Here is an 18,601-nt window from a genome sequence, read left to right as displayed (position 1 = left end):
TCAGTACTCCACCCGGCGCTCGATATAGCGGAACTGGATGACCGTGAGCGTCACCACAATGCTCATCAAAACCACCGACTGGGCCGCCGACGAGCCGAGATTGAGCCCGATGAAGCCGTCATTGTAGACCTTGTAGACGAGGATGTTGGTGGACTGCGCCGGCCCGCCTTCCGTCGTGCCGTGGACAATACCGAAGGTGTCGAACATGGCGTAAACCACGTTCACCACCATCAGGAAGAACGTCGTGGGTGAAAGGAGCGGCAGGATGATTGTGAAAAAACGCTTCACCGGCCCGGCGCCGTCGATAGCCGCGGCTTCAGTGAGCGAATGCGGGATCGACTGCAGCCCTGCGAGGAAGAACAGGAAATTATAGGAAATCTGCTTCCAGCTTGCCGCGAGCACGATCAGGACCATGGCATCGAGGCGCGAAAGCGAGTGGTTCCAGTCGTAGCCGAACTGGTCGAGAATGTAGGGCAGAATGCCGATGGTGGGATTGAACATGAACCACCACAGAATACCCGCCACCACAGGGGCGACGGCGTAAGGCCAGACCAGCAAGGTGGTATAGGCACGGGCCGAGCGGATCATTCTGTCGACCGCCGCAGCCAACGCGAGTGCGAGGCCGATCGACACCACCGTCGTCGAGATCGCGAAAATCGCGGTGACCCAAAGCGAATTGAGGTAGGAGGGATCGGCGAAAAGCCGCTCGTAATTGTCGAGCCAGACAAAGGTCGTTCTGAACCCGAAGGCATCCTGCCGCAGGAAGCTCTGGTAGAATGCCTGGCCGGCGGGCCAGAGAAAGAAGATGGCCGTAATCGCCAATTGCGGGAGCACCAGTGCATATGGAAGCCCGCGATTGGTGAAGGTCGTGCGCTTGGTCTGCATAATGTGATCCGATCCAATAGGGCAGGCCCACACCCTGGAAATTGGGGTGCGGGCCTGTTCGGATGGCGTGCGGCTAGCTGTTGGCCGCTTCGAACTCGCGGATCAGAGCGTTACCGCGTTCAACGACGGCATCAAGCGCTTCCTGGGCGGTCTTGCTGCCCGAGAGCAGTTCCTCGAACTCTTCATCGATGATGGTGCGGATCTGGACATAGCTGCCAAAGCGCAGGCCCTTGGAGTTCTCGGTCGGCTCATTGAGCGTAATCTGCTCGATGCCGACGCTGGTGCCGGGGTTGGCTTCGTAATAGCCCTGTTCCTGGCCAAGTTCGTAGGCGGCCTGGGTGATCGGCAAATAGCCGGAGAACTGGTGCCAGTCGGCCTGAACTTCCGGCGAGGAAAGATAGGAGAAGAAATCCGCGACGCCGGCGTATTCGGCCTCGTCCTTGCCCTGGAGAACCCAGAGCGTGGCACCGCCGATGATCGAGTTCTGCGGAGCGCCTTCAACACTTTCATAATACGGCAACATGCCGTAGCCGACCTCGAAATCTGTTGCGTTGGCGACAACGCCGGCGCGGGACGCCGAGGAATTCATGTACATGGCGCATTCCTGCGCATAGAACATCGGAGGTGCGTTATCGCCGCCGACCGGACCGCCATACTGGAACAGGCCTTCGTCCTGCCAGTCCTTCAGGTTCGCCCAGTGCTGTACCTGCGCCGGACCATTGACAGTCAGTTCGGTCTCAAGGCCGCCGAAGCCGTTTTCAAGCGTGCCGATGGGCTGGTTGTGCCAGGCCGAGAAGTTTTCGAGCTGTACCCAGGAGATCCAGCCAGTAGTAAAGCCACACTCGGCAGCACCCGATTCCATGATCTGGCGCGAGAAGGCTTCAAGTTCCTCCCACGTCGCCGGAGGCGTCTCGGGGTCGAGACCGGCGGCTTCGAACACGTCCTTGTTGTAGTAGAGGATGGGGGTCGAAGAGTTGAACGGCATCGACAGCATATTGCCGTTGGTGTCGGTGTAATAGCCGACGACGGCGGAGAGGAACGCGTTCGGATCGAACGGCTCACCGGTATCATCCATGAGCTGATAGACCGGATAGATGGCGCCTTCGGCGGCCATCATGGTGCCGGTGCCCACTTCGAAGACCTGCACGATGTGCGGCTGCTCGCCCGCTCGGAACGCGGCAATGGCCGCGGTCATGGTTTCGGGATAGGTTCCCTTATAGGTGGGAACGACGTCGTACTCGTCCTGGCTGGCGTTGTAGCCCGCGACGATGTCCTCGAGTTTGGTGCCAAGCTCGCCGCCCATGGCGTGCCACCAGTTGATTTGGGTCTGGGCCAGGGCCGAACCGGCGCTTGCGCAAAGCGCCAAGGCGGCTACGCCCGAGGTGAGAATATGTTTATGCATGATGTTCTCCCGATCATTGCCTTATTGCGACCGCATCCGGCCGGTGGCCCGAGAGCCACGAGCCGATGCGTAGACCGGGCGTGCAAAGCTTCGGTGACAGTATCGTGATGATTGCATGACCGTGAAAACGCCCGCCGCAACGGCCGTGGCGCATTTCGGCAATCAATCGATGCCCTCCCTTCGGCTCCTCCTCCACGCCGCAATCCGAACGTCGGTCACTGCGCATTTTTGCGTCAGTGGCAGGACCCATTGTGACAATATTGTCATATTTGACAAGCGCGTAATGCACCCGCGTGCATCAGCGGCTGAAAACCGCCAAGAGTTCGACATGCGCACTGTGGAGAAACTGGTCGACCGGCGTCACCCTGCCCATGCGATATCCGCCGGCGACGAGGATGGCGGCGTCCCGCGCGAAACTCTGGGGGTCGCACGAGACATAGACGACGCGTGCAACTTTCGTGCCGGCGAGTTCTCTAGCCTGCGCCCTTGCGCCGGCGCGCGGGGGATCAATGATAACCGTATCGAAGCGGTTGAGCTCGAAGGGAGACATCGGATCACGAAAGAGGTCGCGCTTTTCCGCCGTGACCGCCTTGAGCCCCTTGGTCTTGCGGTGCGCCGCATCGAGGGCGGCGATGGCGGGGGCGTCGCTGTCCGCAGCGTAGACCGCCGAGCGCCCGGCGAGCCGCAGGGCGAAAGGGCCGACGCCGCAAAAGAGGTCGGCGATGGATTTCGCGCCCTTTGCCGCTTCGATCACGAGGCCGGCGAGCGTTTCTTCGGCCAGGGAAGTGGCCTGCAGGAAGCTGCCGGGCGGGATGGGGACGTCGGCCTCGCCCATGCGGATCGTGGGTACACGGTAGTTGAGCACGACCTCGCCGTTTATGGCGACGCGGGCGAGATCATACCGCGCGGCGGTTCTGGTCAGTTCGGCATTGGGTTTTATGCCCTTGCCCGATATCGCGGCATCGAGCCCCAGATCGGTCGCTGTAAAAGATACGTCGCACGGACCGATGGCGGCCGCTATGGCGGTGGCGATCTGCGGTGCGGCAGCAAGTGCGGGGACGAGGATCGGGCAGGCATCGAGCAGGCGGATGTCGTGACTACGCAGGCTCATGAACCCTGCACCGGTCTTGGTCGCGTGCAGCGTGGCGCGGCGGCGGCCGGCGCCGTGGGCCGGGACCACATCGGCAACCTCTGCCACGATCCCGGCGCGCTCGAGTTGGCTCGTGACCAGTCCGCGCTTCCACGTGCGATACTCGACGTCCGTGAGGTGTTGCACCTGGCACCCGCCGCAGGCGCCGAAATGCGGGCATGACGCGGCGATGCGGTCTGGACTTGCGGCCAGCAGTTCAACGAGGCGGCCGCGATTGCCGTCGATTTCGGCTCTGACGGTCTCGCCCGGCAGTGTGAAAGGGATGAAGACGCGGTTCGTATCGATAAGCGCGACGCCTTCGCCGCGATGACCGAGTGCCGAGATTTCGAGCGTCTTCACCTGGGGCATCAGCCGGCCAGCTTCTCGTCAACGAGGTCACGCTCGGGGATCGCTGGCTGGGCGCCTGGCTTAAGGCACGCGAGGCCGGCCGCGGTTGCCGCGAGTTCGAGAGCGGATTTAAGGGCCCTGCCCTCAGCGAGCCCGGCGGCGAGGTAACCCACGAAGGTATCGCCGGCGCCCACGGTGTCGACCGGGGTGATCTTCAAAGCCGGCACCTTGACGATGTCACCCGCCTCGCACGCAATGGCGCCCTTGCCACCGAGTGTCGCGACGACCGTGAGATCGAGCGTTTCAGACAGCCAGGCGACGGCCTTTTCCGGCGCCATTTCGGGAGCATCGAGCTTTTCGAGCAGCCCGGCCATTTCGCCTTCGTTGACGACGAGCACCGAAACGTCCTTGAGCAGGTCCCGCGGGAAATCGCGATAGGGCGCAAGATTGAGGACGACCATTGCGCCGGCCGCCCTTGCGCGCGCCGCCGCAGCAGCAACGCCTTCGAGCGGGGTTTCAAGCTGGAGCAGGAGGGTGTCCTCGGCGGTGATCCCAGCCTGGTCGAGCGCTGTGGCGCTCAGGCGGCTGTTGGCACCCGGAAGCACGGTAATCATGTTCTCGCCCGCGTCGTCCACGACGATCATGGCCACACCGGTATGACGGTCCATGCGGCGGACGAACGAGAGGTCGATCTCTGCTTCGCGCAGGAGCGCAAGCGCCCGGCCGGCGAATTCGTCCTCACCGATGCAGCCGACCATTTTCACCCCGGCGCCGGCGCGTGCAGCGGCAAGCGCCTGATTCGCGCCCTTGCCGCCGGGCGCGAATTCGAGCGTCGAGCCCAGAACCGTCTCGCCGGGCCGCATGAGCGACGGCGCGTGGCCGATGAGGTCGATATTGATGGACCCGTAAACAACAATCATTTTCCGTTCCCCCGTTTTTTGGGTTCTTGTGCCAGAGTGGCCGCGCGCAGTCCAAACGTTTTCAAGCGTGGCGCGTTCAGGCGCGGTTCATTGGCGGGATGGCATGACGCCAGCAACGCTATCCCGATCCAGGAGAACTGGCACATGAAGGCAATTGCAATTTTCGGAATGGCCGGCATCGCAGCGGCGCTTTTTGCCGGGGTTGCGCTTTCCAGGAGCGCGGACATTCATCCGCTCGTCGGCACCCACTGGTCCCTTTCCTCCCTCGGGGGCGCCCAGACGCCCGAAGGCGCCACCGCCACGCTCAATTTCGGTGAGGAAAACGACATCGGCGGGAACGGCGGGTGCAACGTCTTTGGCGGCTCGGTGACGTTCAAGGGCGAAGCCGGGCTCGACATCTCCGAGGTCTTTTCCACCATGATGGCTTGCGAGCCACCCAAGATGGAGCAAGAGCGGGCGTTTTTCGACGCGCTCGAGGCCGCAGCCGGCTTCTCGCTCGAAGGCGACACGCTAACGTTGCTTGACGACGGCGATGAAACGCTTGCGGTGCTCGTGCCGGCCTCAGACTAGGGGCGTCTGGCCCGGTCCGGGGTCCATCAGCCCGTGGACCCGGTCGGCGCCCATGCGCGCGAGCTTGAGCATCAGGGCCTTGCGCCGCGCGCCGGCCATGGTGTCGAGCGGGGCAGGACGCAGGATCGCGCCGTCATGGCCGTCGGCGACCATCAGACCCTCGGCGTGCGGGAAGATGTCGTCGAGTTCGGGTGGCTTGCAGAAAAAGAAGCGATCACAGAATGCGTGGTATTCGTGCCATTTGGCGTCGACGCGGAAATCCTGGACCGAGGATTTGATCTCGACAATCCAGATCTCGCCCTTGGGCCCGACCCCCAGTACGTCGGCGCGCCGACCGTTGGTCAGCGGGACTTCGGCATAACACGCCATATCGTGCACACCGCGCAAGAAGCGCATGACCCCGCGCTGGACGCGCAGCGCGGTTGCGGACTGACGGCCGTCGACAAGGACGGGGGCGGGCTCGGAATCGCTCATGGGGTCAGTTTACGCCTCATCGGGCAATCGCGAAACCGGGCCGGGCGCCGGCAATGAGCGGGGCATGCTCGGTCATCAGCGCGGCGATGCGTTCGAGCGTCTGGCGAATGGCGGGGGTATGGCGTTCGTCGTGATGCGCGACGAGCCATTGCTCGGTCGTCAGCGCGTCGATCAGTTCGCTCGCGCGTTTGAGCCGCGGGTCGGCGTCGCCGGCAAAACAGGGCAACACCGATATGCCCGCGCCCTCGGCGACGAGTTCGCGCACGGCGTAAACGCTGTTGCCCTTCAGGACGATGCGGCGGCCATGCGTGGCGCTGAGCCACCGCGCCGAGGGCGTCGTCGAGGTATCGCCCGAAAGCCCGACGACCGCCGTTTCCGCGTCCGCGTCGAGATCGACTGCACCGTAAAGCGCATAGGCGACCGAGCCGATGCGGCGTCCGGCCAGCGCGGTATCCTCGGGCCGTGCATTGCGAACGCCGATATCGGCGGCGCGGTGACCGATATCGATCCTCGCATTGGCGGCGACAAACTCGATCGCTGGCTCGCCCGGGCGCCAGAGGGAGCGGATGTGGCGCGCGAGAAAGTCCGTGGTCCAATTGCCGGCCGAAACGCGGATCGCGCGCTGGGACTGCGCGCCCTCTTTCCAGCGCTCGACCGCGACCATGGCGCGCTCGACCTCCTCTGCGACCCCGAACAGCTCCTCGCCGGCCGCCGTCATCCGGTAACCCGTCTGCAAGCGGGTAAAGAGCGGCACGCCGACGCGCCGCTCGAGCGCGGTGATCCGCCGCCCTAGCGTTGCCGCCGACAAACCGGTTGCGGTACGGGCTGCCGACAGGCCGCCAAGCCTGCTTACGGCCAGAAACAGGCGGAGATCGTCCCAATCCATCGGTTATTGCATTTTTGAAAAACCAGTTGCGATCCCGGTCGTATCATGCGGCTCGTCCATTTGGCAAACTCCAAACGTGCACCTACCACCCCTGCGGATCGGCGGTGCGTTTGTCCTTTTCATTCACACAATAGCCGGCGACCGGGACCACCTCCCTATTTCGCGATCGGTTTTCGCCGGCATCCTAGGAGTTCCGATGCTCAGGATCATTCTGGCTCGGCTTGCCCTATGGCGGGCCTATCGCAAAACCTACCAAAGACTGCAGGGGCTCGATCGTACCCTTCTGGCCGATGTCGGACTGGCCGATCTCGACCTGCGCGAAGTCAGCCGCACCGCGGCGCGGCACGGCGGAACGATTCCGCTCTATCAAATCGTCAGGGCGTATTACGGCGAGGACATCCGCAAGCCCGTGAAATTCGCGCTACGCAGTGCCGGACGGCACACACCGGCGGAGACATGCAGCGAGGGACGGAAGGAGGCCGCATGATCACCCCCGCTCATCCTTGGGCGAGCCCATCACCACATAGGTCGTAATCGCCGTAACCTGCGGGAGGGTGCCGAGGACGTCGGTATGGAAAAACTTGTAGGCCGCGATATCGGCGACTTCGACGCGCAGCAGATATTCCACCGTGCCGGTGATGTTGTGGCATTCGACGACTTCGGGGGCGCGGGCGATTGCCCGCTCGAAGGCCTCCTGGCTGACCTTCGTGTGATCAGAAAGGCCTACGGCGATGTAGGCGAGAAAGCCGCCGCCGACGCGGGTGCGGTCGATGCGGGCGCGGTAGCCCTTTATGACACCGGAGCGCTCGAGTTCCTGCACGCGCCGGAGACAGGCGGAGGGCGAGAGCCCCACGCGGTCGGCGAGATGCACGTTGGGCTGCCGCGCGTCGCGCCGCAGCTCACGCAATATATGTTCGTCGATTGCATCCAGTTTCACCATAAGTTGCACAATTAGCCCGTCTGGCGATCAGAACGCAATCCTGTAGCGTGTGCCCGTCGCTAATATTGCGTGCATGATCGAACCCGCTATCCTCCTCCCCTACCTTGCGTTCTGCATCGTCATGAGCGGCACGCCCGGGCCCAACAACACCATGGCGCTCACCTCGGGTGTTCGGGTCGGGCTTTGGCGCTCGATGCCGCTGGTTGCAGGCATCGCACTAGGCGTGGCGCTGCAGCTTCTTGCCATAGGGCTGGGCCTGGGTGCGATTTTTGACGCAGTGCCCGCCTTGCACGATGTGCTGCGCATCTGCGGGTCGGTGTACCTGTTGTGGCTTGCGATAAAGATCGCGCGCAGCGGCCCAGTGCGCCCGGCAGCGGAGGACCGGCCACCCGTCGGGTTTGCGGGGGCGGCGGCATTTCAGTGGGTCAATCCGAAGGCATGGGCAATCACGACGAGCGCGGCGGCGGCCTATCTGCCCGCCGCCGACTACCTGGCCAATGTCGGCGTTGCCGCCGTCATCATGGCGCTGGTTGCGATACCCTGCGTGTCCGCCTGGGCGGCCTGCGGAACGGTCCTGCGGCGCTTTCTCGTGCAGCCGGGCTATGCCCGCGCGTTCAATATCACGGCTGCGCTGCTGCTCGTCGCGGCGATCGGACCGATCCTGTTCGGCACGCGCGCGGCTTGACCGGTAACGCCCAGACACACATCGGCGACAGTCAGGTTTTCGCCGTTGCCGCAGTTGAGAACGTTGACCCGCGTGCCGAAGGCAATGTGCGGTTCGCGGCGGTGAGCGCGTCGGGATTCGTCATTTCGCCCGAGGCGGTGGAGTTGCGGATGGCACCTTGAGACGCCGCCGCATGGGGCGGAGGACGGGGGGACGCGGCGTGTCTGGTGCACTGACGCAACGACTCCACATCCACCGGAATGATTCTACTATTATTGAAGGGGAACCATGCCGCGCTTTTTATAAAAGCGGATGGCGCTTTCGTTGGCCCGATCGACTTTGAGGTCGAGATGGGGATGATAGCGATTTCTGCAAGCTTCGAAGCTGCGCAGGAGGAGGGCTTCGCCGATGCCTCTGCGGCGCCAGTCCGGCGCGACGACGAGGTCCTTGAGAAAGCCCGAATTCCAGCAATGAGCGAGTCCCACCAGCCCGCCGTCGGCGGCCTGGGCGACGAAGATCAGTTCGGCGTCGTATTCGGGGTCCGACAAGAGCCGTGCACGCCAGTCGGCATAGGGCGGCACGGCATGGCCGTTCGGTGCATATCCGTCGAGCATGACCGCGTGGAGTTCCTCGGCCATCGTCTCCGAAAACGGCACGAGCACGATGCCATCGGGCCAAACCGGCTCGGGGAAAGGGCGCGTGAGATCGCGCCGCATGCGCAGGGGGCCGCTCATAATGCACGGCAGATTAGCAGGTTTTGACGGCGAACTTAAGGCTGTCGCCGGGCCCGGAACAGGGGCTTAGAGTGCAAGTTCCGCCCGCACCAGCCCGCCATGCTTTTCGAGGAAGGCGACGATCTCGTCGACGCCCTTGCCGCGCTTTAGGTCGGTGAAGACGTGCGGCTTGCCGGATCGTCCGCGGCGGGCGTCAGCGTCCATCACCGCGAGATCGACCTCGACATATGGTGCGAGATCGGCCTTGTTGATCACCAACATGTCCGAGCGGGTAATGCCCGGACCGCCCTTGCGCGGGATCTCCTCGCCCTGGCAGACGGAAACGACATAGAGCGTCAGATCGGCGAGATCGGGTGAGAAGGTCGCCGCGAGATTGTCGCCGCCCGATTCGATGAAGACGATGTCGAGGTCCGGAATACGAGCGTTGAGTTCGGCTATGGCACGCAGGTTGATCGAGGCGTCTTCGCGAATAGCGGTGTGCGGACAGCCGCCGGTTTCCACTCCGATGACGCGTTCCTCGGGCAACGCCTGGAGCCGCGCCAGCATCATGGCGTCCTCTTTCGTGTAAATGTCGTTGGTGATCACACCAACCGAATAATGCTCGCGCATGGCCTTGCAGAGCTTTTCGGTCAGGGTCGTCTTGCCCGACCCCACAGGGCCGCCGATGCCGACGCGCAAAGGTCCGTTCTTGCTCATGATCGAAATATCCTTACTGGCAAGTCTTCGTGCTTGAGGCTTGCAATATCGGTGCCATAGGCGAGCGATCCGATATCGGAAATCTGCGCCCCTAAGGCCCAGTCGGCAAGTGCTGCGATTTTGGATTCGAGCGCAGCCTGCAGTGTGACGCCTTCGGTCTGCCCGAGCGGCACAAGACGGATGGCGACGGAGATTTGCTGGCCGGCATACGCATTGACGAAACCGGCGATGGCGGATGCAGCATCGATTCGGTGCAGGCCGGCCATCGCGCCCACTGCGACGGGCAGGGCCATGGGTGCGGCGAGCGTTTCGGCCAGGCGCGCCGGCACGTCGACGGGCCAGGCGCTTGCGGCGTCGAGGAAGGACCGCGCCTGCTCGCGCGTTTCCTTGTCGCGTTCGACGGAACTCTGCAGCGCGAGGGCGAGAGCGTTGGCTGCGCGCACCGCGTCCACATCGTCATTGACCAAGGCGCGGGCAGCGATGCCTACAAAAGCGGCATCGTTGCGCACCGGGCCGGCGTGAAGTTGACCTTCGAGCCACGCCCTTACATCGCCGATGGTCGTAATGCGTTGCGCGGCGATCGCGGTTTCAAGCCCCTGGCTATAGGCAAAGCCGCCGATGGGGAAGGCCGGGGAGAGCCAGGTCAGAAGCCGGACAAGCGCGGCCGTTTCAGTCATGGTGGTGATGATGATGGTGGTGGCCTTCCCCGCCCGAGTAGGCGCCGCGCACAGGCGAGAAGGGTTCGACAATTTCGCGGACGGTCGCGCCAAGGCCCTCGAGCATATCCCGTATGACGTGATCGCGGCCGATCAGAATGCGCTTTGGGCCGTGCGCCTCGCCCTCGATCTGGCACGGCAGGTGCCGGTTGCCGATGTGCCAGCACAGTTCCATGATGTGGAGCGTGTCGCGGCCGGTAATCTCGTAGAGGTTTTCCGCGGCGGCGACGATCTCGACGATGCGGCCATTCTCGAGCACCAAAACGTCGCCGGTCTCGAGCGCGACAGTTCGCGGCAAGTCGACGAGCACCTCCTCGCCGCCGGTGAGCGTTATGAGCCTGCGGCGGATGGCGCGCTCGTCATGGGCGAGTACGGCGACGCCGAACGGCTCGCCGCGGGCGTGGCCCTTGTGATCGTGATCGATGGCGCGCATGGCGGATGACCCTTTCCGGATCGGCATTTTCAGTCGCCCGATCCAAGCAGGAAGCGTGCCAGCGGGCAAGTCCCGTCAGGGGGTGTCGGTCGCCGCGATGCAGGAGGCCGGCTCGGCATCCTCCTCTGCCATCTCGTCGATCAGCTGCGCCTCGTTGCCCGTCGTCCACCAGACGTACTGGCCCGACGCATAGCGGGCGCCGGAACCGGAGATGACGTTGACGAAAATCAGCTTTTCGCCCTCGATGGGAACGAGCGCGAGGAAGATCGGGTGGGCGTTGACATATTCGACCGTAAGCGTCTCTTCAAGACCGTCGCAGGTATAGCGGACAACGTCGCGCTGCGCGTTGCCTTCGAGCTCAAGAACGAGCTGCATGGAGGTATCGACGGCGAAGACCGGGGTGGCCATAAGCGTCGCGGCGGCGGCAAGGGCAAGGGTTTTGAACGTCATCTGCGGGTCTCCCGGGATGCAAATCACCTTTGGGGAGTCTAGCACCGGCTTTGCGGAACGAGAATGACGGGCGTTCACATTGCGATCAGCGCGTAGGCGAGCCCGTATGCGATGGCGCCGAAGACGGTGGCGAGGGCGACGTCGCGCCGAAAGGCAAAGCCGGCGACGGTCGCGGCGATGCCGATGGCGACGGGGGCGAGGACGGTCATGTCCGGCTCGAGCATGGGCAGGAACGAGACCGCGAAAAGCGCTGCGATGGCGGCAGGGCCGGTCGCGGCGAGGAAGCGGCTTACCGGTCCGCCGGGCCGTCCCGCGGTCAAATCGATCTTGGTGGGCAGAACGCGGAAGACCCACGTACCAATGCCGACGATGAGCGTGATGATGACAAGGTCGGCGTTCATCGTTCGAGCCCTCTGATGCGGACGAGACCCACCAGCGAGCCGGCGATCATGCCCGCCACGATGCCAACCGTGGTCGAGAACACGAGGCTGGCCGGGATGGTGACAATGACAGAAGCGATGATTACGGCCAGTTGCTTGCGCGAAAGCACCGCAAGCAGCATGGCGAGGAACAGCGCGGGCAGCAGGAAACCGAGAGCGGCATCGACCGCGGGAAAATCCTCGACCGCGCCGCCCCCGAAAATCGCCCCGGTACCCGTTCCGGCCGCCCAGGAGAAGTAGGGCCCAATCCCGAGCCCCAGCATCCAGCGCTCGGAAAAATTCTCTTTCGACCGGCTGACCCCGACAATGGCCGCGCCGAAGGCGCCGTCGGACAGCCAACCGCCCCAAAGCCAGGAGAACCGGGTGGCGGCCCTCTCCTTTGCGGCTTCGAGGATGGCGGGGCCATAGAGCACGTGGCGAAGGTTCATCGCCAGCACCGACAGCGCGGAAACGATCACCGGCGCGCCGCCGGTCAACAGCGCCAGGGCGAGAAACTGCGCCGCGCCTGCGTAGATTACGGCGGATACAAATACCGCCTCGAGCGGGGACAGCCCTGCCCGCGCGGCGGCGATGCCGAAGGAAATGCCGATGGGGAAATACCCCAGCGTTATGGGCAGGGATTCGCGGAAACCGGCGCGGAAAGTGGCGGATGGGGTGGGCATGGGGCTGTCGATGTAAGAATTTGCGCGCTTGAGGTATAACCAAGTTTGAAGGTTGCGCACAGACTTACTGTTTTAGAGAGGATTGATCGCCTGGTAACCGCCCCTCGGGATCATAGGCGCGCGAGGTACGGCAAGCGGCAAGATTCGCCGAGCCGCACTGGCAAGTCATCGGCGCTTGCATCTTCCGCGACCCCGACTTGCCGTGCCGCGAGCAGCAAGATGTCGAGCGCGGTTCCTAAAACAGGAAGTAGCGCTGCGCCATGGGTAGAACGTCGGCGGGCTCGCAGGTCAGAAGTTCTCCATCGGCGCGCACCTCGTAGGTTTCCGGGTCGACGTCGATGTGGGGCGTAGCGCTGTTGTGGATCATCGACGCCTTGGAGATGCCACCGCGGGTATTTTCGACCGCCACGAGTTTCTTGGCGACGCCCAGCCGGTCGCGCAACCCCGCCTCGGCCGCGGCCCGGGAGACGAAGGTGACCGAAGAGTTGGTCCTGAGCTTGCCATAGGCTGCGAACATGGGGCGGTAGTGCATGGGCTGCGGGGTGGGGATCGAGGCGTTGGGGTCGCCCATCGGGGCGGCGGCGATCGAACCGCCGAGTAGCACCATATCGGGCTTCACGCCGAAAAAGGCAGGGTTCCAAACGACGATGTCGGCGCGCTTTCCGGTTTCGATGGAGCCGACATGGGCGCTGACGCCGTGGGTTATGGCGGGGTTGATGGTATATTTGGCGATGTAGCGCCGGGCGCGCGCATTGTCGTTGTCGCCGGTTTCCTCGGGCAGCCGGCCGCGCTGGCGCTTCATCTTGTCGGCAGTCTGCCAGGTGCGGATGAGCACTTCGCCGACGCGGCCCATGGCCTGACTGTCGGACGCGATGATCGAGAACGCGCCCATATCGTGGAGGATGTCTTCGGCCGCGATCGTTTCCTTGCGGATGCGGCTTTCGGCGAACGCAACGTCCTCGGGGATCGCCGGGTCCAGGTGATGGCAAACCATCAGCATATCGAGATGTTCGGCGATGGTGTTGCGGGTATAGGGGCGCGTGGGGTTGGTCGAGGAGGGAATGACGTTATTGAAGCTCGCCACCTTGATGATGTCGGGTGCGTGCCCGCCCCCGGCGCCTTCGGTATGGAACGCATGGATCGTGCGGCCCTTGAAAGCGGCGACCGTATCTTCGACAAAGCCGGATTCGTTGAGCGTGTCGGTATGGATCATCACCTGCACATCGAAGGCGTCGGCAACCGAGAGGCAGTTGTCGATGGCGGCAGGGGTCGTGCCCCAGTCCTCGTGCAGCTTGAGGCTCGAGGCGCCTGCAAGAACCATCTCCTCGAGCGGAGCGGGGAGCGAGGCGTTGCCCTTGCCCGCGAGCGCCAGATTCATGGGGAAGGCGTCAAAGCTTTCGATCATGCGCTCGATGTGCCAGGCGCCGGTGCAGGTGGTCGCCAGCGTACCGTGCGCCGGCCCGGTGCCGCCGCCGAGCATGGTCGTAACCCCGCTCATGAGCGCTTCCTCGATCTGCTGGGGGCAGATGAAGTGGATGTGGGAATCGAAGCCGCCGGCGGTGACGATCTTGCCTTCGCCGGCGATAATTTCCGTTGTCGGGCCGATGATGATGGTGACGCCGGGCTGCGTGTCGGGGTTGCCCGCCTTGCCGATGGCGGCGATGAGCCCGTCTTTCAATCCGATGTCGGCCTTATAGATCCCTGAGTGATCGAGGATCAGGGCGTTGGTGATGACGGTATCGACGGCCCCTTCGGCGCGCGTGACCTGAGATTGCCCCATGCCATCGCGGATCACCTTGCCGCCGCCGAACTTCACCTCCTCGCCATAGGTGGTGAGGTCCTTTTCGACTTCGATAACGAGCTCAGTATCGGCAAGCCTGACCTTGTCGCCGGTGGTGGGCCCATACATGTCTGCATATAAAGCGCGGGAGATTTTGGCAGGCATGACTTATTTCCTCACTCTTATGGGCATATCGGGCACTGCCACAAAATTGCCTTGAAACCAGATCGCACCGGCGACGTTTCTAACCTCCAGAGGGGCGGTAGAACCCAACCTGAAACGGAGGATATTCCGATGAAAAAGCTTTCTGTTCTTGCTCTTGGCACCGCGCTGACCCTTTCGGCGCCGCTCGCAATTCAGGCTGCAGGCCTTAACACGGACGCTGACGCCGGTGCGGATGCAAGCGTCACTGTCGCTCAAGACTCCAATGTCGACGCTGGTGTCGACGCCAACGTCGGTGTGGACGCCGAAGCCGGCGCTTCGGGTGACGACAGCGGTATTGGAGCCGATGTTGAAGCCGACGCCACCGGCTCTGTGAGCCACAGCTATGACGATGCTGTCGCGGCCATTGAAGGTGCGGCGGGTGCGTTGCCCATGCTCGAAACCGCCACGAGCTTTGAAATCGTGGCCCTTTCCGAGCTGTCCCAGGGTGAAGCCGCCGACATGAGCGCGGTGACCGAAGCCCACACCGCGGCCGAAGCAAACCTTGCCGCGCTTCATGACGCCGTTTCGGCCAACGCCGAACTGATGGCGGCTCTTGAAGCCGAGGGTTATGCGGAAACCGACGTGGTCGGCATCTCGACCGCTGCTGGCGGTGAGGTCACGGTCTTCGTTGACGCATAACACCACCGAACGACCATGATTACAGGGGCGGAGTGCTGCGGCGCTCCGCCCTTTTTGCGTCCTCGTCCACCTGTACGCAGAGCCCCCCGTCATGAGAAACCTACAATGATCCCATGATCTTCTGGTTGAAGCCGTAGACGGTTCTGCCACCTGAAATCGGGATCAATGTAACTTCACGGGTTTGGCCGGGTTCGAAGCGCACAGCGGTACCGGCGGGAATATCGAGCCGCATGCCGCGGGCCACTTCACGGTCGAAGTCGAGCCCCGCATTGGTTTCAAAGAAGTGGTAATGACTGCCCACCTGGATCGGGCGGTCGCCGGTATTGGCGACCTCGAGCGTTACCGCTTCACGATCCGCGTTGAGTTCGACCTCTCCGGGCGCGGGAGTAACTTCTCCGGGGATCATCTTAACCCCCGATGGCAAGCCAGAGCCCACCGAGGCCCGTCGCAGCGCCGGCGGCGCGCATGAGCGTTTTGGCATGACGGCCCTTCATGAGCCGCGCGATGGCGAGGCCCAGCGCAACACCGCCTGCGTGCAGCAGCGCGGTGGCGATGACGAAGCCGATGGCGAAATCGAGCGCACCGGCCGCGCCGAGTTCGCCACCATGGGCGTGACCGTGAAAGAGCGCAAAGAACGCGACGATGCCCGCGACGCCGATCGTTGGGATCGGCAAGGCCAGCGCGATCATGATGCCGATAAAGATCACCGAAGCGAGAATGACCGGCTCCACGAAGGGCAGCGGCATGCCGGCGATCGCGGCGCCGAAGCCGAGCGCCATCGTTGCAACGAAGGCGAGCGGCACGGCCCAGAGCGCACGGCCACCGACGCTGGCCGCCCAAAGGCCCACAGCGACCATTGCAAGGATGTGATCGAGCCCGAAGAGCGGGTGCGAAAACCCGGCGGCGAACGATCCGTGCGTTGCCGGATCGAGATGGGCGAAGGCCGGTGCCGTGGCGGCGAGAACGGCAAGGGCCGCAAGTGCAATGCGCTTGATCATGAAAAAGAACTCCTAGCGGATCGGATCGTGGACGGTGACGAGCTTGGTGCCGTCGGGGAATGTGGCTTCGACCTGGATGTCGTGGATCATTTCGGCGACGCCATCCATCACCTGGTCGCGGGTGAGAACGTGCGCGCCGGCTTCCATGAGCTCGGGTACGGCGCGGCCGTCGCGGGCGCCCTCAACAACGAAATCGGTGATAAGCGCGACGGCTTCGGGGTGGTTGAGCTTCACGCCGCGTTCAAGCCGCCGCCGCGCGACGACCGCCGCCATGGCGATCAAAAGTTTGTCTTTTTCCCTGGGTGTCAGGTTCATACGCCGTTTTGTCCCCCTATAATGTCCAGAGCCGCGGCACCGCGTTGCCCGCGGCGAGCGCCGCGATGGCCGGCATGACGATCTTGCGCAGACGATAGCCCGAAGGGGCAGCCGCGCGCATGACGATTTTTTCCCCGATGCGGCTCGCGCCGGCGGTTTCGAATGGCGAGAGGATAGCCTTGAGCGCTTCGATGTGCCGCTCGGCGTCATCCGCGACGTAGCAGAGCGTCGCGTAGGCCCGCGCGCCGTTCAGCAGCGCGATATTGGCACGTGCCAGGGCGTCATTGGCGTTCAACCGGCTGGCTTCGGCGTGGATCAGATGCCCGCCGCGCCGGACGTGCCAGGTGTCGGAAATCGCGGCGGAAACCGCATCTTCGCCGGAGGCCTCGCGTCCGAGAATAACCGCCTCGAGCCCGAGGAACGTGGCGTCGGCCGCAAGATCGACGGCGAGCGTACGGTCGAGCCGGGCGCCTTCGAAAAGGATGGTTTCCTGCGGTAGCCAATCGAGGCGTGCGCGCGGCCCCGCAGAGAGCGTCGTGCGCACCTTGGCGGCACCACCGATCGAGCGATAAATGCGTTCGCAGGCCTGGGTTGTGGCGACAAGGTGCGCACCCTCGCCGGCCGAACACGTCCAGTCGATGCGATCGCCGCCGGTCAGTCCGCCCGAGGAGTTGATCAGCACCGCGTCGAGCCAGTCCCCGTGGTTCTTCGGCGCGCGGATTTTCGCGCAGCCTTCCTGATAGAGCGTATCGAGCGCGGAAACGCCTTCACGGGTCTTGGCGGCGATGCGGCCAGCCCCATAGGCACGCTGGTGACTGCCGGGTACGGTCTCTTCGGTTTCGAGCTTGTGCAGCATCAGACCATCAGGTGCCGTTTGACTTCGGGCAAGTCGAGATCGCTTGCGGGACCCGAGTGCATGATCTCGCCGCGGTCCATGACATATATATCATCGGACAGTTCGCGGCAGAAATCGAGATACTGCTCGACGAGGAGAATCGTCATCCCCATCTCGTCGCGCAAAAACTGCAGCGCGCGCCCGATGTCCTTGATGATCGAGGGCTGGATGCCTTCGGTGGGTTCGTCGAGCACGAGAACTCTGGGCCGGGTCACCATGGCGCGCCCGATTGCCAGTTGCTGCTGCTGGCCGCCCGAGAGGTCGCCGCCGCGGCGCGAGAGCATGGATTTGAGGACCGGGAACAACTCGAAGACCGCCTCGGGGATGGAGCGGTCGCGCGGCTTGATCGGCGCGAAGCCGGTGAGGAGGTTTTCCCTGACCGTCAAGAGCGGGAAGATCTCGCGGCCTTGCGGCACATAGCCGATACCCATCCTGGCGCGGGTATAGGGGGCGGATTTCTTGAGCGGCGTATCATCGAGCGCGATGGTGCCGGCAGCGATGGGGTGGACGCCGGTAATGGCGCGCAGGAGCGAGGATTTACCGACGCCGTTGCGGCCGAGTACCGAGGTGATGCGGTTGGGCCTGGCTTCGATGGTGACCCCGCGCAGGGCCTGTGCAGCGCCGTAGAAAAGGTCGATATCGGTGACGGTTAAATGGGTCATGGCCTCTTATCTCCCCAGATACCGCTCGATGACCTTCTCGTCGGCGCTCACATGGGCAAGCGAGCCCTGAGCCAGCACCGAGCCCTCCGCGAGGCAGGTGACGCGGCAGTCGAGATCGCGCACGAAGCTCATGTCGTGTTCGACGACGACGACGGAGTGGTTTTTCGCGATGACCTTGAGGAGCTTCGAGGTTTCCTCGGTCTCGGCGTCGGTCATCCCCGCCACGGGCTCGTCGACGAGCAGCAACTTGGGATCCTGCGCGAGCAGCATGCCGATCTCGAGCCATTGCTTCTGGCCGTGGGAGAGGTTGGCGGCGAAGTCGTTCTTGCGGTGGGTGAGCCGTACGGTTTCAAGGATTTCCGCGATCCTGCCGGTATCGCTCTGCCCGCGTGCATAGAACCAGGATGCGAAGACGCCGCGGGGGTTCTTGAGCGCAAGCTCGATATTGTCCCAGACCGTATGGCTTTCAAAGACGGTGGGCTTTTGGAACTTCCGCCCGATGCCCAGGTTGGCGATTTCGGCCTCGTCCTTTTTTGTGAGGTCGATCCTGCCTTCGAAATAGACCTCGCCCTTGTCCGGGCGCGTCTTGCCAGTGACGATATCCATCATCGTCGTCTTGCCCGCACCGTTGGGGCCGATGATCGCCTGTAGTTCGCCGGGCTGGACCACGAGAGAGAGGCTGTTGAGCGCCTTGAAGCCGTCGAAGGAAACGGTGACGTCATCGAGATAGAGCAGCGAAGAGGCCAGTTCGGATGTCAT

Annotated in this window: 26 protein-coding genes; 5 read left to right on the top strand and 21 right to left on the bottom strand. The window is 63.6% G+C overall.

Annotated elements, in window-relative coordinates; genetic code table 11:
- The 4 genes from ugpA to LSG43_RS02315 form a co-directional block, all read right to left on the bottom strand.
- On the bottom strand, positions 1-885 hold the full coding sequence (gene ugpA / locus LSG43_RS02330; protein WP_231800973.1) for a sn-glycerol-3-phosphate ABC transporter permease UgpA: 885 nt from the start codon (positions 883-885) through the stop codon (positions 1-3).
- Between the two features lie 73 nt (positions 886-958).
- Complete coding sequence (ugpB, locus tag LSG43_RS02325; protein WP_231800971.1) at positions 959-2,287, bottom strand: sn-glycerol-3-phosphate ABC transporter substrate-binding protein UgpB; 1,329 nt, start codon at positions 2,285-2,287, stop codon at positions 959-961.
- A gap of 298 nt (positions 2,288-2,585) precedes the next feature.
- The gene (locus tag LSG43_RS02320) at positions 2,586-3,785 is read right to left on the bottom strand and encodes a class I SAM-dependent RNA methyltransferase (RefSeq protein ID WP_231800969.1); all 1,200 of its coding nucleotides are present in this window, start codon (positions 3,783-3,785) and stop codon (positions 2,586-2,588) included.
- A complete protein-coding gene (locus LSG43_RS02315) occupies positions 3,785-4,684 on the bottom strand; it encodes a ribokinase (protein ID WP_231800967.1) in 900 nt (299 codons plus the stop codon). The genes LSG43_RS02320 and LSG43_RS02315 overlap by 1 nt, the downstream gene beginning before the upstream one ends.
- 144 nt (positions 4,685-4,828) lie before the next feature.
- Between LSG43_RS02315 and LSG43_RS02310 the strand changes: the two genes are divergently transcribed.
- A complete protein-coding gene (locus LSG43_RS02310) occupies positions 4,829-5,254 on the top strand; it encodes an META domain-containing protein (RefSeq protein ID WP_231800965.1) in 426 nt (141 codons plus the stop codon).
- On the opposite strand, the gene LSG43_RS02305 is transcribed toward LSG43_RS02310, so the two are convergent.
- A complete protein-coding gene (locus LSG43_RS02305; protein ID WP_231800963.1) occupies positions 5,246-5,728 on the bottom strand; it encodes an MmcB family DNA repair protein in 483 nt (160 codons plus the stop codon). The genes LSG43_RS02310 and LSG43_RS02305 overlap by 9 nt on opposite strands.
- A 16-nt stretch (positions 5,729-5,744) precedes the next feature.
- Positions 5,745-6,614, bottom strand: a complete 870-nt coding sequence (locus tag LSG43_RS02300; protein ID WP_231800961.1) for a LysR family transcriptional regulator — start codon at positions 6,612-6,614, stop codon at positions 5,745-5,747.
- A 196-nt stretch (positions 6,615-6,810) separates the two neighbouring features.
- On the opposite strand from LSG43_RS02300, the gene LSG43_RS02295 reads away from it, so the two are divergent.
- Positions 6,811-7,101 carry a DUF1127 domain-containing protein gene (locus tag LSG43_RS02295; protein ID WP_231800959.1) on the top strand — a complete coding sequence of 97 codons (291 nt, stop codon included), beginning with the start codon at positions 6,811-6,813 and terminating at the stop codon, positions 7,099-7,101.
- On the opposite strand, the gene LSG43_RS02290 is transcribed toward LSG43_RS02295, so the two are convergent.
- Positions 7,102-7,554, bottom strand: coding sequence for an Lrp/AsnC family transcriptional regulator (locus LSG43_RS02290; RefSeq protein ID WP_231800954.1), 453 nt, complete (start codon positions 7,552-7,554; stop codon positions 7,102-7,104).
- Positions 7,555-7,627: 73 nt separating this feature from the next.
- Between LSG43_RS02290 and LSG43_RS02285 the strand changes: the two genes are divergently transcribed.
- Positions 7,628-8,239, top strand: coding sequence for a LysE family translocator (locus tag LSG43_RS02285; protein WP_231800953.1), 612 nt, complete (start codon positions 7,628-7,630; stop codon positions 8,237-8,239).
- Positions 8,236-8,400, top strand: coding sequence for a hypothetical protein (locus tag LSG43_RS02280; RefSeq protein ID WP_231800952.1), 165 nt, complete (start codon positions 8,236-8,238; stop codon positions 8,398-8,400). Before LSG43_RS02285 ends, LSG43_RS02280 begins: the two co-directional genes overlap by 4 nt.
- Positions 8,401-8,490: 90 nt before the next feature.
- On the opposite strand, the gene LSG43_RS02275 is transcribed toward LSG43_RS02280, so the two are convergent.
- The 8 genes from LSG43_RS02275 to ureC form a co-directional block, all read right to left on the bottom strand.
- Positions 8,491-8,952, bottom strand: a complete 462-nt coding sequence (locus LSG43_RS02275; RefSeq protein WP_231800951.1) for a GNAT family N-acetyltransferase — start codon at positions 8,950-8,952, stop codon at positions 8,491-8,493.
- 66 nt (positions 8,953-9,018) lie between these two features.
- Positions 9,019-9,651: an urease accessory protein UreG gene (gene ureG, locus LSG43_RS02270; RefSeq protein ID WP_231802765.1), complete on the bottom strand. Its 633-nt coding sequence runs from the start codon at positions 9,649-9,651 to the stop codon at positions 9,019-9,021.
- Entirely contained in the window at positions 9,645-10,325 is a 681-nt protein-coding gene (locus tag LSG43_RS02265; protein WP_231800950.1) for an urease accessory protein UreF, read from the bottom strand. The genes ureG and LSG43_RS02265 overlap by 7 nt, the downstream gene beginning before the upstream one ends.
- Entirely contained in the window at positions 10,318-10,797 is a 480-nt protein-coding gene (locus LSG43_RS02260) for an urease accessory protein UreE (protein ID WP_231802763.1), read from the bottom strand. The genes LSG43_RS02265 and LSG43_RS02260 overlap by 8 nt, the downstream gene beginning before the upstream one ends.
- Positions 10,798-10,872: 75 nt before the next feature.
- Entirely contained in the window at positions 10,873-11,247 is a 375-nt protein-coding gene (locus tag LSG43_RS02255) for an MliC family protein (RefSeq protein ID WP_231800949.1), read from the bottom strand.
- Between the two features lie 74 nt (positions 11,248-11,321).
- Complete coding sequence (locus LSG43_RS02250) at positions 11,322-11,648, bottom strand: AzlD domain-containing protein (protein ID WP_231800947.1); 327 nt, start codon at positions 11,646-11,648, stop codon at positions 11,322-11,324.
- A complete protein-coding gene (locus tag LSG43_RS02245; RefSeq protein WP_231800946.1) occupies positions 11,645-12,349 on the bottom strand; it encodes an AzlC family ABC transporter permease in 705 nt (234 codons plus the stop codon). Before LSG43_RS02245 ends, LSG43_RS02250 begins: the two co-directional genes overlap by 4 nt.
- Before the next feature lie 235 nt (positions 12,350-12,584).
- On the bottom strand, positions 12,585-14,294 hold the full coding sequence (ureC, locus tag LSG43_RS02240; RefSeq protein ID WP_231800945.1) for an urease subunit alpha: 1,710 nt from the start codon (positions 14,292-14,294) through the stop codon (positions 12,585-12,587).
- 129 nt (positions 14,295-14,423) lie between these two features.
- On the opposite strand from ureC, the gene LSG43_RS02235 reads away from it, so the two are divergent.
- On the top strand, positions 14,424-14,972 hold the full coding sequence (locus LSG43_RS02235) for a hypothetical protein (protein WP_231800944.1): 549 nt from the start codon (positions 14,424-14,426) through the stop codon (positions 14,970-14,972).
- 100 nt (positions 14,973-15,072) lie between these two features.
- Here the strand turns inward: LSG43_RS02235 and LSG43_RS02230 are convergent, their stop codons facing one another.
- From LSG43_RS02230 to urtD, 6 genes are read right to left on the bottom strand one after another with little or no spacing between them, the layout of a single operon-like run.
- Positions 15,073-15,378 (bottom strand): urease subunit beta, encoded by a 306-nt coding sequence (locus tag LSG43_RS02230; RefSeq protein ID WP_231800942.1) that lies wholly within the window; start codon positions 15,376-15,378, stop codon positions 15,073-15,075.
- A gap of 1 nt (position 15,379) precedes the next feature.
- Positions 15,380-15,970 (bottom strand): HupE/UreJ family protein, encoded by a 591-nt coding sequence (locus tag LSG43_RS02225; protein ID WP_231800940.1) that lies wholly within the window; start codon positions 15,968-15,970, stop codon positions 15,380-15,382.
- A 12-nt stretch (positions 15,971-15,982) separates the two neighbouring features.
- Entirely contained in the window at positions 15,983-16,285 is a 303-nt protein-coding gene (locus LSG43_RS02220) for an urease subunit gamma (protein ID WP_231800938.1), read from the bottom strand.
- A gap of 16 nt (positions 16,286-16,301) precedes the next feature.
- Positions 16,302-17,141, bottom strand: a complete 840-nt coding sequence (locus LSG43_RS02215) for an urease accessory protein UreD (protein WP_231800937.1) — start codon at positions 17,139-17,141, stop codon at positions 16,302-16,304.
- Entirely contained in the window at positions 17,141-17,842 is a 702-nt protein-coding gene (gene urtE, locus LSG43_RS02210) for an urea ABC transporter ATP-binding subunit UrtE (protein WP_231800935.1), read from the bottom strand. The genes LSG43_RS02215 and urtE overlap by 1 nt, the downstream gene beginning before the upstream one ends.
- Before the next feature lie 6 nt (positions 17,843-17,848).
- Positions 17,849-18,601, bottom strand: coding sequence for an urea ABC transporter ATP-binding protein UrtD (gene urtD / locus LSG43_RS02205; RefSeq protein WP_231800933.1), 753 nt, complete (start codon positions 18,599-18,601; stop codon positions 17,849-17,851).

The organism is Pelagibacterium xiamenense (assembly GCF_021166475.1).
In the GTDB taxonomy this organism is placed as follows: domain Bacteria; phylum Pseudomonadota; class Alphaproteobacteria; order Rhizobiales; family Devosiaceae; genus Pelagibacterium; species Pelagibacterium xiamenense.
This window is presented reverse-complemented; position numbering and strand designations above follow the sequence as displayed.

Bases quoted from the DNA above. Each gene is read 5' to 3' on its own strand.
- LSG43_RS02220 (WP_231800938.1), bottom strand. From the start codon at position 16,285: ATGAACCTGACACCCAGGGAAAAAGACAAACTTTTGATCGCCATGGCG.
- LSG43_RS02255 (WP_231800949.1), bottom strand. From the start codon at position 11,247: ATGACGTTCAAAACCCTTGCCCTTGCCGCCGCCGCGACGCTTATGGCC.
- LSG43_RS02250 (WP_231800947.1), bottom strand. From the start codon at position 11,648: ATGAACGCCGACCTTGTCATCATCACGCTCATCGTCGGCATTGGTACG.
- urtE (WP_231800935.1), bottom strand. From the start codon at position 17,842: ATGACCCATTTAACCGTCACCGATATCGACCTTTTCTACGGCGCTGCA.
- LSG43_RS02225 (WP_231800940.1), bottom strand. From the start codon at position 15,970: ATGATCAAGCGCATTGCACTTGCGGCCCTTGCCGTTCTCGCCGCCACG.
- LSG43_RS02265 (WP_231800950.1), bottom strand. From the start codon at position 10,325: ATGACTGAAACGGCCGCGCTTGTCCGGCTTCTGACCTGGCTCTCCCCG.
- LSG43_RS02260 (WP_231802763.1), bottom strand. From the start codon at position 10,797: ATGCGCGCCATCGATCACGATCACAAGGGCCACGCCCGCGGCGAGCCG.
- ugpB (WP_231800971.1), bottom strand. From the start codon at position 2,287: ATGCATAAACATATTCTCACCTCGGGCGTAGCCGCCTTGGCGCTTTGC.
- LSG43_RS02300 (WP_231800961.1), bottom strand. From the start codon at position 6,614: ATGGATTGGGACGATCTCCGCCTGTTTCTGGCCGTAAGCAGGCTTGGC.
- LSG43_RS02235 (WP_231800944.1), top strand. From the start codon at position 14,424: ATGAAAAAGCTTTCTGTTCTTGCTCTTGGCACCGCGCTGACCCTTTCG.
- ureC (WP_231800945.1), bottom strand. From the start codon at position 14,294: ATGCCTGCCAAAATCTCCCGCGCTTTATATGCAGACATGTATGGGCCC.
- LSG43_RS02245 (WP_231800946.1), bottom strand. From the start codon at position 12,349: ATGCCCACCCCATCCGCCACTTTCCGCGCCGGTTTCCGCGAATCCCTG.
- LSG43_RS02315 (WP_231800967.1), bottom strand. From the start codon at position 4,684: ATGATTGTTGTTTACGGGTCCATCAATATCGACCTCATCGGCCACGCG.
- LSG43_RS02290 (WP_231800954.1), bottom strand. From the start codon at position 7,554: ATGGTGAAACTGGATGCAATCGACGAACATATATTGCGTGAGCTGCGG.
- LSG43_RS02285 (WP_231800953.1), top strand. From the start codon at position 7,628: ATGATCGAACCCGCTATCCTCCTCCCCTACCTTGCGTTCTGCATCGTC.
- LSG43_RS02320 (WP_231800969.1), bottom strand. From the start codon at position 3,785: ATGCCCCAGGTGAAGACGCTCGAAATCTCGGCACTCGGTCATCGCGGC.
- LSG43_RS02275 (WP_231800951.1), bottom strand. From the start codon at position 8,952: ATGAGCGGCCCCCTGCGCATGCGGCGCGATCTCACGCGCCCTTTCCCC.
- LSG43_RS02310 (WP_231800965.1), top strand. From the start codon at position 4,829: ATGAAGGCAATTGCAATTTTCGGAATGGCCGGCATCGCAGCGGCGCTT.
- urtD (WP_231800933.1), bottom strand. From the start codon at position 18,601: ATGACATCCGAACTGGCCTCTTCGCTGCTCTATCTCGATGACGTCACC.
- LSG43_RS02295 (WP_231800959.1), top strand. From the start codon at position 6,811: ATGCTCAGGATCATTCTGGCTCGGCTTGCCCTATGGCGGGCCTATCGC.
- LSG43_RS02305 (WP_231800963.1), bottom strand. From the start codon at position 5,728: ATGAGCGATTCCGAGCCCGCCCCCGTCCTTGTCGACGGCCGTCAGTCC.
- LSG43_RS02230 (WP_231800942.1), bottom strand. From the start codon at position 15,378: ATGATCCCCGGAGAAGTTACTCCCGCGCCCGGAGAGGTCGAACTCAAC.
- ugpA (WP_231800973.1), bottom strand. From the start codon at position 885: ATGCAGACCAAGCGCACGACCTTCACCAATCGCGGGCTTCCATATGCA.
- LSG43_RS02215 (WP_231800937.1), bottom strand. From the start codon at position 17,141: ATGCTGCACAAGCTCGAAACCGAAGAGACCGTACCCGGCAGTCACCAG.